10 protein-coding genes and 1 pseudogene are annotated in these 12,789 nt (G+C 58.5%); 7 read left to right on the forward strand and 4 right to left on the reverse strand.

Annotated features, from left to right (window positions below):
• Positions 1-50 precede the first annotated feature (50 nt).
• From ACIGG6_RS13400 to ACIGG6_RS13410, 3 genes and pseudogenes are all read left to right on the forward strand, one after another.
• Positions 51-614: a type 1 glutamine amidotransferase domain-containing protein gene (locus ACIGG6_RS13400; RefSeq protein WP_399845060.1), complete on the forward strand. Its 564-nt coding sequence runs from the start codon at positions 51-53 to the stop codon at positions 612-614.
• Positions 614-1,732 carry an App1 family protein gene (locus tag ACIGG6_RS13405; protein WP_399845061.1) on the forward strand — a complete coding sequence of 373 codons (1,119 nt, stop codon included), beginning with the start codon at positions 614-616 and terminating at the stop codon, positions 1,730-1,732. Before ACIGG6_RS13400 ends, ACIGG6_RS13405 begins: the two co-directional genes overlap by 1 nt.
• A 73-nt stretch (positions 1,733-1,805) precedes the next feature.
• A pseudogene (locus tag ACIGG6_RS13410) lies at positions 1,806-2,439 on the forward strand (zinc metallopeptidase).
• A 56-nt stretch (positions 2,440-2,495) separates the two neighbouring features.
• Here the strand turns inward: ACIGG6_RS13410 and cmoB are convergent.
• Complete coding sequence (gene cmoB / locus ACIGG6_RS13415; RefSeq protein WP_399845064.1) at positions 2,496-3,506, reverse strand: tRNA 5-methoxyuridine(34)/uridine 5-oxyacetic acid(34) synthase CmoB; 1,011 nt, start codon at positions 3,504-3,506, stop codon at positions 2,496-2,498.
• A 1-nt stretch (position 3,507) separates the two neighbouring features.
• On the reverse strand, positions 3,508-4,251 hold the full coding sequence (cmoA, locus tag ACIGG6_RS13420; RefSeq protein WP_399845066.1) for a carboxy-S-adenosyl-L-methionine synthase CmoA: 744 nt from the start codon (positions 4,249-4,251) through the stop codon (positions 3,508-3,510).
• 114 nt (positions 4,252-4,365) lie between these two features.
• On the opposite strand from cmoA, the gene pgi reads away from it, so the two are divergent.
• The 4 genes from pgi to serB all read left to right on the forward strand — a co-directional run bounded on the left by pgi (position 4,366) and on the right by serB (position 11,316).
• A complete protein-coding gene (gene pgi / locus ACIGG6_RS13425) occupies positions 4,366-6,069 on the forward strand; it encodes a glucose-6-phosphate isomerase (protein WP_399845067.1) in 1,704 nt (567 codons plus the stop codon).
• A gap of 169 nt (positions 6,070-6,238) precedes the next feature.
• On the forward strand, positions 6,239-8,134 hold the full coding sequence (gene parE, locus ACIGG6_RS13430) for a DNA topoisomerase IV subunit B (RefSeq protein ID WP_399845069.1): 1,896 nt from the start codon (positions 6,239-6,241) through the stop codon (positions 8,132-8,134).
• Between the two features lie 5 nt (positions 8,135-8,139).
• Positions 8,140-10,392, forward strand: a complete 2,253-nt coding sequence (parC, locus tag ACIGG6_RS13435; RefSeq protein ID WP_399845071.1) for a DNA topoisomerase IV subunit A — start codon at positions 8,140-8,142, stop codon at positions 10,390-10,392.
• A 3-nt stretch (positions 10,393-10,395) separates the two neighbouring features.
• Positions 10,396-11,316, forward strand: a complete 921-nt coding sequence (gene serB / locus ACIGG6_RS13440) for a phosphoserine phosphatase SerB (RefSeq protein ID WP_399845073.1) — start codon at positions 10,396-10,398, stop codon at positions 11,314-11,316.
• Between the two features lie 43 nt (positions 11,317-11,359).
• Here serB and ACIGG6_RS13445 read toward each other — a convergent pair whose 3' ends face one another.
• Together ACIGG6_RS13445 and ACIGG6_RS13450 are read right to left on the reverse strand one after the other, a co-directional pair.
• Positions 11,360-12,196, reverse strand: a complete 837-nt coding sequence (locus ACIGG6_RS13445; RefSeq protein WP_399845074.1) for a DUF6694 family lipoprotein — start codon at positions 12,194-12,196, stop codon at positions 11,360-11,362.
• A gap of 187 nt (positions 12,197-12,383) precedes the next feature.
• Positions 12,384-12,770: a Na+/H+ antiporter subunit G gene (locus ACIGG6_RS13450; protein ID WP_253503918.1), complete on the reverse strand. Its 387-nt coding sequence runs from the start codon at positions 12,768-12,770 to the stop codon at positions 12,384-12,386.
• Positions 12,771-12,789 lie beyond the last annotated feature (19 nt).

The following is a 12,789-nucleotide window of genomic DNA, read 5'->3' on the forward strand; positions in this document are numbered from 1 at the left end:
TTGTAGACGTAACCTCATCACGAAAAGATCATCACGAAAAGGAGAGCACGATGAATCAAGCACTGAATGGTAAACGTGTTGCTATTTTAGCCACCGACGGTTTTGAAGAGTCCGAGCTGAGCGTACCTCGCGCGGCGCTCCAAAAAGAGGGAGTCGAAGTGCATATTGTCTCGCCGGAAGGCAAGGGCATTCGCGCTTGGGCAGAAACCGACTGGGGCGATACCTACGAGGCCGACAAGGCACTGGCAGACGTTAGCGAGTCCGACTACCACGCCCTGGTACTCCCCGGCGGCCTGTTCAACCCTGACGAGCTGCGCCTGAACGAAGACGCCTTGAGCTTCGTCAAAGCGTTCTTCCAAGCGGGCAAGCCGGTTGCCGCCATTTGCCATGCCCCCTGGATTTTGATCAACGCAGGCGTGGTCGATGGGCGCAAAATGACCTCCGTGCCAAGCGTTGCCCAAGACCTGCGTAATGCCGGTGTAAATTGGGTGGATGAGCCAGTGGTGGTCGATAGCGGCCTCGTGACCAGCCGAACTCCTAAAGACCTGGATGCTTTCAACGCCAAGCTGCTGGAAGAGCTGCAGGAAGGGCGTCACTCAGGCCAGCACGCTTAATGGCGTGGTACCACCAGTGGGCAAGCTTTGCCAAAAGGCTTGCCCGCGTTGTTGCAAAACCGATGAAGCGGGCCAGTGGCCGCAGCGGGATGATGGTGCATCCCTACCGCGGTTACGGTTCCCAGCGGGAAATATTTGTGATGGGCCGAGTGTTCCGCCAAGCTGCACTCGGCCGCGCCATCCCCAGGCGGGGCATGTTGCGTGATACAGCCGATGTTGCCCGGCGTATTTTCCGTCGTGGGCTGGCTGACGCCAAAGTGGAAATCCGCGTGGGGGATAACGAGCTGTGCATGGCCACCGACCGTGATGGCTACTTCGATGCTCATATCCCCATCTCTGCTTCTTTACCGGTCGATGTTTCCTGGCATCGCGCTGATATTTTGGTACATGCTGAGGGGCACCCTCCGATTCGTACCAGCGTAGAAGTGTATGTACCGCCCCCGGAAGCGGACCTACTGGTCATCAGCGATATCGACGATACGGTGATGTTCACCGGCGTGGCGGAAAAGCTCAAAATGCTTTACCGACTGTTTGTGCGCAAGCCTCACCGACGGACGGCGTTTCCCGGTGTAGCATCGCTCTATCAGGCGCTTTACCGTGGGCAGACCGAAAAGGCCGAGCGGCCGATTCTTTATGTCTCCCGTGGCCCGTGGGCGATTTATGAAATGTTGGAAGCTTTCTTCCAAATCAACCGAATTCCAGCGGGCCCTATTCTGTTTTTACGGGAGTGGGGGATCTCATGGCGTAAGCCGTGGCCCCGTCGAGCGGAGGATCATAAGCGTGACCTGATCGACCGCATGCTGGCGCTGTATGACGACATGCCGTGTATTTTGATTGGCGATAGCGGCCAGCATGATCCAGAAGTCTACACGGAGGTCGTTAAAGCTTATCCGGATCGGATCAAAGCGATTTATATTCGCCGCGTCGACAGCGACCCCCAGCGGGAAGCCGCCATTCAGCGTCTGCGCGATGAGTTAGCCCATACCGATTGTGAGCTGGTCTTGGCCGTAGATAGCATTTTGATGGCAGAGCATGCCCACGCTAAAGGCGATATCTCCGCACGCGGGCTGCAAGCGGTTCAGCGCGACGTCGAAGCCCATCGTAACGAGCCTGCCTAAGCTGTGTTCCCCCGCCTTTCGTGGTAAAAATGAGCGTTGATGTCTCTCTTACTTGGCGGGTTCCGGTGTTGTGATGCTCATCCTCTTAATTGTGCTGGCGTTGGCTATTTTTGTGCTGCCCAACCTATGGGCAAAATGGGTATTAAAGCGCCATACCCGAGGGCGTGATGATTACCCAGGTACCGGTGCGTAATTGGCCGAACATCTGCTGCGCCGTATGGGTGTGGAGGGAGTGCGAGTAGAACGCACCGAGCAGGGCGACCACTACGACCCCGAAGCCCGTTGCGTGCGCTTAACGCCCGATTACTACGATGGCCGTTTGCTCACGGCAGTCACCGTTGCTGCCCATGAGGTGGGCCATGCCATTCAGCACCATGAGGGTTATGCGCCGCTGCTGGCCCGCAGCCGTTTTGATGATGGCTGCGCCGTTTCTGTTCCTGCTGACGCGGCTACCCGGTGGGCTTGCGATGATAGTCGTCATGGCGGTGATTAGCTTCGGCACCGCCGCGCTGGTACATCTCGTCACGCTGCCGGTGGAGTTCGATGCCAGCTTCAATCGTGCGTTGCCGTTGTTGAAAGAGTACGTGCCGCCTGCCGATATGGCCGGTGCCCGCCACGTACTCACCGCCTGCGCCTTTACCTATGTGGCGGCGTCACTGGCCAGCGTGATGAACCTGGGTCGCTGGCTAGTGATTTTAAGGCGCTGATTTAAAAGTGCTGATTTAAAAGTACTGGTTTAAAAATGCTGGGCGGCCATTACTCACTATTCCGGCTTATTTGCCAGAATCACCGCACGGCGTGGGGCGGGGTAGCCTTCTATGGTGCGGCTGCGGTCATCCGGATCGAGGAAGTCCGCCAGCGACTGGTAGGTCATCCACTCGGTGGAGCGCTGCTCATCGAGTGTCGTCACCGCTTCATCCACCACTCGCACGTTGGTAAAGCCGCAGCGCTCTAGCCAGTGGCACAGCGCTTTGGAGGAGGGCAAAAAGTAGACGTTGGGCATGGCGGCGTAGCGCTCGCCGGGTACGAATACGGTCTGCTCGTCGCCTTCCACTACCAGCGTCTCCAGCACTAGCTCACCGCCAGGGGCCAGTGCACCTTTTAGCTGTTGCAGGTGCTCAAGGGGCGAGGGGCGGTGGTACAGCACGCCCATGGAGAACACCGTGTCGAAGAAGCCTAGGTTCTCGGGCACATCTTCGATACCCACCGGCAGAAACTGTGTACGGCCGTCATCGGCGTTGCCGACGAAGTGGCGCACCGCTTGGAACTGCCAATAAAAGCGCGGGGAAGGGTCAATCACCAACACGAAAGCCGCGCCTGCACCTGCCATCCGCCAGGCGTGATAGCCGCTGCCGCCGCCCACGTCCAGCACTTTGCGGTACTTCAACGGCGCGAGATGCGGCGCGACGCGTTGCCATTTCCAGTCAGAGCGCCACTCGGTGTCGATTTCGATACCACCCAGGTTGAATGGCCCTTTACGCCACGGGGCCAGCTTGCGCAGCAGGTTGAAGCACTGGCGCTGCTGGCTGTCGGTGAGATCGATGTCTACCGTTAGCGTGTCGCTGTTTAGATCCACACGGCGCTCTTTTGGCAGCGGCGGCAGTTTGGTCACGGCTTTTTCCCAGGCAGATAGATCGCCGTGGCGCTGGCGGTCCAGCCCGCTGGCGAGCTGCTCGGGGAGCTTGGCAAGCCAGGGCGTGAGCGAGGCATCTTGAGTGGCCTGATCTAAAAACGCTTGATACAGCACGCGATGATCGTCGGGGAGTAGCGCCACTTTAACTCTCCTTAAAGGCGATCAGCGAGGTGAAGTTCAGGTACTGGAACCAGGTCATGGAGCGGGGGAAGCCCGCCAGCGACAATCGCTCGTGCAGGGCATCCAGCGTATCGGGAATCAGTACGTTCTCAAGCGCGGTGCGCTTTTGGCTGATCTCCATGTCGCTGTAGCCATTGGCGCGCTTAAAATCGTGGTAGCGCTCAACCCGCCAAGCGTTGTCGCGCTCGTCGGCATCGACGGTTTTTTCCGAAAGAATCAGCACGCCGCCGGGCTCAAGCGTGTTGTAAAGCCGCTTGAGCAGCGCATCACGATCTGCCGGGGGCAAAAACTGCAGCGTAAAGTTGAGAATGATCATCCCCGAAGGCGCATACTCGTAGGTACGAATATCGGCTTCTTCCACTTGCATGGCGTGGTCGGGGCACTCATCAAGAAAGGTCTGCTTCGCTCGGGCCGCCATGGCCGGTGAAAGGTCGATACCGGTATAGCGGAACGCATCGGCGGGCAACGCTCCTGCCAGGGCGAGGCCGGATGCGCCCAGCGAGCAGCCCAGATCGTATACGTGGGCGCCGTGGCGCAGATGGCGTTTGGCAATCAGGCTCAGCATACCCAGAATTTGGCCGTAGCCGGGCACCGAGCGGCGGATCATATCGGGGAAGCACGCGACGACCTGCTCGTCAAAGGAGAACCTAGCCACCTTGTCTAGGGGTGTTGAAAAGATAGCGTCGCGGTAAGATGCATCACTCATGGGCAAGCCAGGATGGTTAATGAGGCTGCGTAGTTTACGCGCCCTTGTTAACGCAGAACAGGCCTGATCAACACAGATTCCTGCCTCACGGAACGACGCCACAGGAGAAGGCACATGGCTTCAGCAACAGCAACTCCCGATACGCTACCCGCTTGGCAAACGTTACAGCAGCACGCTCAAGTACTTAAACACGTCCACTTGAAAAACCTGTTTGGGGACGACCCTGGCCGTTGGAAGCATTTTACTCGTCAGGTGGCGGGGCTCACCCTTGACCTTTCCAAGCAGCGTTGGGACGACGATACGCTGGAGCACCTGCTAGCGCTGGCCCAAGAGGCGGGAGTTCCAGGGGCCATCGAGGCGCTGCTGAGCGGTAAACGGGTGAACGTCAGTGAGAACCGCCCAGCGTTGCATACTGCCTTGCGCCTACCTGCGGATGCGAGCCTGGAAGTGGAAGGCGAAGATATCGTCGGGGCCGTGCATGACAGCTTGGCGCAAATGGAGCGCCTAGTTCAGCGGCTACATGCGGGCCAGTGGCGCGGGGCCACCGGCAAGCCTATTCGTCACGTGGTGAATTTAGGCGTGGGCGGGTCGGATTTAGGGCCGCTGATGGTGACCCATGCCCTCGCGGACTATCGCCCCAGCGATATTCACCCGGTGGAGGTGCATTTTGCCTCCACCATGGATGGCTCCCAATTGGCGGACTACCTCAGCCGGTTCAACCCTGAAACCACGCTGTTTGTGCTGTCGTCCAAGTCGTTCACCACCATTGATACGCTCTCCAACGCCAACACGGCCCGCGACTGGCTAATCGGACGGCTTACACAGCACGCCGACCTGCCAGAAGTCAGCCCCCATGCCAAACCGATCAGCGCAGAGCTGATTGTGCGCCAGCACTTTATTGGTGTATCCGCCAGCCCTGGCAAGATGAGCGAGTGGGGGATTACCCCGGACCACCAACTGATGTTTTGGGAGTGGGTCGGCGGGCGCTACTCGCTGTGGGGCACCATTGGGCTGCCGATTGCGCTGGTCATTGGCATGGAGAACTTCCGCGAACTGTTGGCGGGCGCCCATGCCATGGATAGCCACTTCCGCGATGCACCGCTGGAGGACAATCTGCCGGTGTTACTGGGCTTGGCAGGTATCTGGAACGTTAACTTTTTGGATATTCGCGCCCACTCGATTCTGCCCTACGACGGGCGGCTTGAGTACTTTGCCGCCTATCTTGAGCAGTTGGAGATGGAGTCCAATGGCAAATCGGTGACGCGCCAGGGCCAAGCGGTGAACTACTCCACCTGCCCGGTGCTGTGGGGCCAGCTGGGCCCTAATGCCCAGCATGCGTTTTATCAGCTGCTTCATCAGGGCACTCAGCCCGTGGTGTGCGATTTTATCGCGCCGCTTAAGCGTTACGATGAGGTCGAAAATCTGGATACCCGCCGCCATTTGAAGTCTCAGCATCGCTTGGCGCTGGCCAACTGTTTTGCCCAGTCCCGTGTGCTGATGTTGGGCGACGATGCGCTGGAAGAGGATGGCCCTCGCCCCGAACACAAGCGCTACCGGGGTAATCAGCCCTCTTCAACGGTGCTGCTGGATAAGCTCACGCCCGCCACGCTAGGGTCGTTGATAGCGCTTTATGAACACAAAGTGTTCGTGCAAGCAGTGATTTGGGATATCAATCCCTTCGACCAGTGGGGGGTTGAACTTGGCAAGCAAATTGCCACTGACACCCAGGCCATTATCGACGGTGAAAAGAGTATCAGCCGTATGGATGCTTCCAGCCGTGGATTGATTGAAGCGTTTTGGGCCGCAGAGCAGGAGTAGAGTGCTCAATTCATATGGCTGGATATACAGCTTTTTGCTTTTCCGCTATCCTGTGTGCTTTTCTTCGCGGCCTCACTTGGTGAGAGTCCTGGGCGCTGCTTTTTCACGGCACCCGTTGAGGCTGCCAGTACGCTTTTGTTCAGTACGTTTTTTCAGGAACCGACGTTACATGACCCAGTTTGATGCCTCCCAGTACGGCGCGAGCTCTATCGAGGTCCTATCAGGGCTCGATCCGGTACGTAAGCGTCCCGGTATGTATACCGATACCTCGCGGCCTAACCACCTCGCCCAAGAGGTCATCGACAATAGTGTCGATGAGGCGCTCGCCGGGCACGCTTCAAACATCAGCGTGGTACTTCATAGTGACGGTGCCATTGAAGTGCAAGACAACGGCCGGGGCATGCCCATCGACCTGCATCCGGAGCACGGTGTTTCAGGGGTCGAGCTCATTCTTACCAAGCTCCATGCGGGTGGTAAGTTCTCCTCTTCGAGCTATCGGTTTTCTGGCGGCCTTCACGGCGTGGGCGTGTCGGTGGTCAATGCGCTGTCACGGCGTTTAGAAGTCGAAGTGACTCGCGACGGTGCTCGCCATGCCATTGCCTTCGAGCACGGCGAAAAGGTCGAAGAGCTGCATGAAATCGGCAAAGCCCCCAAGCGCGCTACTGGCACTCTGGTACGCTTCTGGCCAGATGAGAGTTATTTTGACAGCCCGAAGCTGGCACTTTCCAAACTGAAACACCTGCTGCGCGCCAAAGCGGTGCTTTGTCCCGGTTTGGCGGTCACGCTGGTAGAGCCGGATGGCACCAAAACCGAGTGGGCCTACGCTGATGGCCTGCGCGACTACTTGGCCGAAGCCACCGATGGCTACGAAGTACTGCCCAAAGAGCCGTTCGTTGGCCACTTCAGCGACGATGAGCACGGCGTGGACTGGGCCATTCAGTGGTTGCCTGAAGGCGGTGAGGCGCTGCTGGAGAGCTACGTCAACCTGATCCCTACGCCCCAGGGCGGCACCCACGTTAACGGCTTTCGTTCTGGGCTGTTAGACGCCCTGCGAGAATTCTGTGAATACCGCAGCCTGCTGCCCCGCGGCATCAAGCTGACCGCCGACGACCTGTGGGAGCGGGCTTCCTTCGTGCTCTCGGTGAAAATGCTCGACCCTCAGTTTGCCGGTCAAACGAAAGAGCGGCTTTCCTCACGCACCATTGCTGGATTTGTCTCAGGCGTGGTCAAAGACGCCTTCTCACTGTGGCTGAACCATCATGTCGAGCAGGCCGAACAGCTTGCCGAACTGGTGATCAGCGCAGCCCAGCAGCGCCAGAAGAAGTCGAAGAAAGTCGCGCGTAAGAAAGTGACCTCCGGTCCGGCGCTGCCGGGCAAGCTGGCGGACTGCTCTGGCCAAGACCCGGCGCTGAGCGAGCTGTTCCTGGTGGAGGGCGACTCCGCAGGCGGCAGCGCCAAGCAGGCGCGTAACCGCGACACCCAGGCCATCCTGCCGCTGCGCGGTAAGATCCTCAATACCTGGGAAGTGGACTCCCACGATATCTACGGCTCCCAGGAAGTCCACGATATTGCCGTGGCGATTGGTGCCGACCCCGGCAGCGCCAACCTTGAGAAGCTGCGTTATCACAAAATCTGCATTCTGGCGGATGCCGACTCCGATGGTCTGCACATCGCTACGCTGCTGTGCGCGCTGTTTGTAAAACACTTCCCCGCCCTGGTTGATGCAGGGCATGTGTTTGTCGCTATGCCGCCGCTCTACCGGATCGATCTTGGCAAAGAGGTGCATTACGCCCTGGATGAGAGCGAGAAAGCCGCGATTTTGAAACAGCTGGCGAAAAAGCGGGGTACTCCCAACGTCCAGCGCTTTAAAGGCCTGGGGGAGATGAGCCCGCTGCAGCTACGCGAAACCACCATGGCCGTGGAAACCCGCCGCCTGGTGCAGCTCACCCTGGAAGAGGGAGATGGCACCCTGGAAATGATGGATATGCTGCTGGCTAAAAAGCGTGCCAGCGACCGCAAAAAGTGGCTGGAAGATTACGGCAACCTCGCAGACATTGAGGTATAACCCCGATGACCATGGATATTCAGGTAGCGGAGGGCGACGTCGAGCGTCTGTCCCTGCGCGACTACACCGAAAAAGCGTATCTCGACTACTCAATGTACGTCATTTTAGACCGCGCCTTACCCAACATTGGCGATGGCATGAAACCCGTGCAGCGGCGCATCATTTACGCCATGCGCGAGCTGGCGCTGCACGCCAATGCCAAGTACAAAAAGTCGGCGCGTACCGTCGGTGATGTGCTGGGTAAGTTCCACCCCCACGGGGATAGCGCCTGTTACGAAGCCATGGTGCTGATGGCGCAGTCGTTCAGCTACCGCTACCCGCTAGTGGATGGCCAGGGTAACTGGGGTAGCCCCGACGACCCGAAATCCTTCGCGGCGATGCGCTACACCGAGGCCAAGCTCTCCAAATTTGCCGAGGTGCTGCTCAGTGAGCTGGGCCAGGGCACCGTGGAGTGGGCGCCCAACTTCGATGGCACCATGCAGGAGCCGGTGGTGCTGCCCGCGCGGTTGCCCCACGTGCTGCTTAATGGCGGCACCGGTATTGCCGTGGGCATGGCCACCGATATTCCGCCCCATAACGTTTCGGAAGTGGTGGAAGCCACTTGTCACCTGCTGCGTCACCCTGGGGCCACCACGGCTGATTTAATGGCGTTCGTGCCCGCCCCGGATTTTCCGACGGATGCAGAAATCATCACGCCAAAAGAGGACCTGCGTAAGCTCTACGAGACCGGCCGTGGCTCGGTCAAGTTGCGCGCCCGCTATGTACGTGAAGACGCCAATATTGTCATTACCGCCGTGCCCTATCAGGTCAGCGGTGCCAAGGTGTTGGAGCAGATCGCCGCGCAAATGCAGGCGAAAAAGTTGCCTATGGTGGCCGACCTGCGCGATGAGTCGACCCATGAAGAGCCGACCCGCTTGGTAATTGAGCCACGTTCGAGCCGTGTGGATGTCGAAGCGCTGATGGCGCACCTGTTCGCCACCACGGATCTGGAAAAGAACGTGCGGGTGAACATGAACGTGATCGGCCTGGATGGCCGCCCACGGGTGATGCCGCTGACCGATATGCTGGGTGAGTGGCTGCGTTTTCGCCGTGCCACCGTGCGCCGCCGCCTTGAGCACCGTTTGGGCAAGGTGGAGGACCGCCTGCATATTCTGGAAGGCCTGTTAACGGTCTACCTGAATATCGATGAAGTGATTCGTATCATCCGTGAGGAGGATGAGCCCAAGCCTGCCCTGATGAGCGCTTTTGGCCTGACCGAGCGCCAGGCCGAAGCGATCCTTGAACTGCGTCTGCGCCATCTTGCCAAGCTGGAAGAGATGAAGATTCGCGGCGAGCAGGATGAGCTGGAGAAAGAGCGTAAAACCCTGCAAGGCCTGCTAAGTAGCGAAGCCAAGCTCACCACGCTGATCGAAAAAGAGATCCGCGCGGCCGGTAAAGAGCACGGCGACGACCGCCGCTCGCCGCTGGTGGAGCGCAGCGAGGCTAAAGCGCTCTCCGAGGTGGAGTTGCTAGGTGCCGACCCGATTACCGTAGTGCTGTCGGATAAAGGCTGGATTCGTGCTGCCAAAGGCCACGATATCGACCCCGAAGGGCTCTCCTACAAAGCGGGGGATAGCTTCCGCCTTGCGGCCCGGGGGAAAACTAACCAGCCGCTGGTGCTGCTGGATGATACTGGCCGCGCCTATACCCTGGCGGCACACAATTTACCCAGCGCCCGTGGCCAGGGCGAGCCGGTGACCGGTCGGGTGAACGTGGCAGCGGGGGCGCAGATGGCGGGTCTGATGCTCGCGCCGCCCACCAAGCGCTATCTGCTGGCCAGCGACGGCGGCTATGGGTTTGTGGCCCAGCTCGAAGCGCTCACCGGCAAAAACAAAGCGGGTAAAACCGTGCTCAGCGTGCCGAAAGGCTGCAGCGTCATGCCGCCCATTGAGGTGCCGGAGGGCGAAGGGCTGTGGGTGGCTTCGGTGTCTAATGAAGGTCGCTTACTGCTATTTCCTCTTGATCAACTGCCTGAAATGGCCAAAGGCAAGGGCAATAAAATGCTCGATATTCCCGGCCCGCGGGCCGCACGAAGGGAGGAGTTTGTGCGAGATATTGCCGTGGTGGCCGAAGGCAGCGAGCTGATCATTCATGCAGGCAAGCGCAAACTAACCCTCAAGGCCGATGATCTCGCGTATTATCGCGGGGAGCGTGGCAGAAGGGGCAGCAAGCTGCCGCGTGGTTTCCAAAAAGTTGATCGATTAGAAGCAGGGGAGTAACGGATGGCACGCGGGGATGTTCTGTTAACCGTATTGGCACCGCGCTTAACGGCGGATATTGAGTCGCACATGGCCGGGCTGATGGCGCAGTTTGGCCTGCAGGAAGAGCACCGTCAGCGGCTTGCCGATACGGAAAAAGGCGAGCCTATCGACTGTGTGGAGCTGCACTTGAGCGGCGCATCCAGTGAATTAACCTCCCTTCGCCATGCGGCGCTGGAGCTGAGTGAAACCCTCGGTGTGGATATGGTGGTCCAACGGAACCAGCGGGGCGGTGCCGCACCCCGTTTGGTCTGTTTTGATATGGACTCCACGTTGATTAAAGCGGAAGTGATTGATGAGCTGGCGCGCCGTCACGGGGTAGGCGACGAGGTGGCGGAAGTCACCGAGCGCGCCATGCGCGGCGAGCTGGATTTTAAGGCCAGCTTCCGCGAGCGCATGAGCAAGCTGGAAGGCCTGGATGAGTCGGTATTGGCGAATATTGCTACTGAACTGCCGCTGATGGATGGCGTTGAGCGTCTGATGGCGAACCTGAAACGCTTGGGGTTCCGTACGGTTATTTTATCCGGCGGTTTTACCTACTTTGCCCGTTACCTGCAGGAGCGGCTTGGGTTTGATGAAATCCACGCCAACGAGCTGGTGATTGAGAATGGCAAAGTCACCGGTGCGGTCCATGAACCGATTGTCGATGCCGAGCGTAAAGCCGCGCTACTGCAGCAAATTGCCGAGCGGGAAGGGGTGGCCTTAGCGCAAACCGTCGCCGTAGGTGATGGGGCGAACGACCTGAAGATGTTGGCGAAAGCTGGCCTAGGCGTGGCGTTCCGCGCTAAACCCCTAGTGCGTGCCGAAGCGCGTCAGGCGATCTCCGTGGCAGGGCTGGATGGTGTGCTGTATCTGCTGGGCTACGGTGAAGCCGACTTGATTTAACTCACCTAGTACGCAAACGGCGGTGCTAAGCACCGCCGTTTGCTTAATTCGCCGCTGTTTGCGGGTTTACTCCGCCATATTCAGCGCGCAGTTCCTCAAGCCGCTCTGCCTCGTTATCGGTTAACGCGGGGGCATCCCATAGCGGTTCACCTTCGCTATTGTTAACCCCGAGCAGTGTTAGGGTCAGTGCGGCATTACGCGGTATTTGATCGTTGCCCCAGGGGCCAAAACGGTTAGGGGCGAGGCTCCAGGTGGCGCTTTCCCCTGGCGCTAGGCCGCCGGAAATAACGTAGTAGAACGTTTCATCCACCCAGGCCACCTCGCGGTTAGGGCTTTTCAGTACGCCGTGCAGCATGAGCTCTGCAACCGCGTGGTCAGAGCCGTTCGTCACCGTTAGCTCAATCACCGGTTCCAGTGCGCCGTAGGGGCTGGTGCTGATGTAGTAACGCGCATTATCAATGCTGATTTGCGCTAAATGCTCTTGGGCGCGCTGGGCGCTGTCCTGTTTGGCTTCTAGCCGGTTAAGCGTGCGCAGTGCTTGCTCCCGCTCTCGTGCACGCCGCTGGCGCAGCATCTTGTCAGCGCGCTCAATAATTTCGTCGCCTGTTAGCCCGTGCATATAGGCATTAGCCGATTCAGCAATTTCAGCAGCGTTCATGCGTTGGGGGTTAAAGAGATCGATACCGTTAAACGATGACATGGCTATGATCTTCAGCGCGGTATCAAACTCGTCGCGCTTATAGGTGGGCAGCGACTCACGCACTTTCTCGATTGAGACCACCGCTGCAGGCATGGAGCTCGTATCGACTTTCGGGTCGGAGCAGCCTACGAGTACCAAGGCAGATAATGAAAGTGCAGATAGCCTGAGTAGGCTCCACATAGATGTACCTCACCACAAAAAATCAATCGGCAAGAGCTTACCGGAAAGTGGCATCCGCCACTACTTTCTCTTGAGAGTGACTCGTGCGTGAGGCTGACTCTTTTAGTGTTGACTCAGCGGTTTAGCCTAGCGGCCAATAAAAAAGCGCTGGCGATTGCCAGCGCTTGAGTCAATAGAGCAGCGAAGCTTAGCCGTGCCCTTTGTCCGGGTGAGGTACCGGCTTTTCGCCGACCTCTTCAGAGCGCAACTCGACCGGTTTGCCCTGGGTTTTTTGGGTGTGCTTTAACTGCATATGCAAGCCGGTTTTGGCCAGCAGGTGAGCGCTTACTGGGGCGGTAATAAACAGGAACAGCGTAATCAGCAGCTCTTGGATATCCGGCTTACCATCGACGCTCCAAAAATACCCCATGGAGGCAATCAGCATGCAGCCGATGCCCAACGTAGTAGCTTTAGTAGGGCCGTGTAGGCGCATATAGAAATCGCGCAGGTGGGCCATGCCTAGCGAGCCGATAAACACAAACACGCCTCCCGCTATTAACAGTAGGGAAATCAGCGCTTCAACTAAGAATGGCATAAACGCACCTCATTAATCG

Source organism: Vreelandella lionensis, assembly GCF_044543515.1.
Lineage (GTDB): Bacteria > Pseudomonadota > Gammaproteobacteria > Pseudomonadales > Halomonadaceae > Vreelandella > Vreelandella lionensis.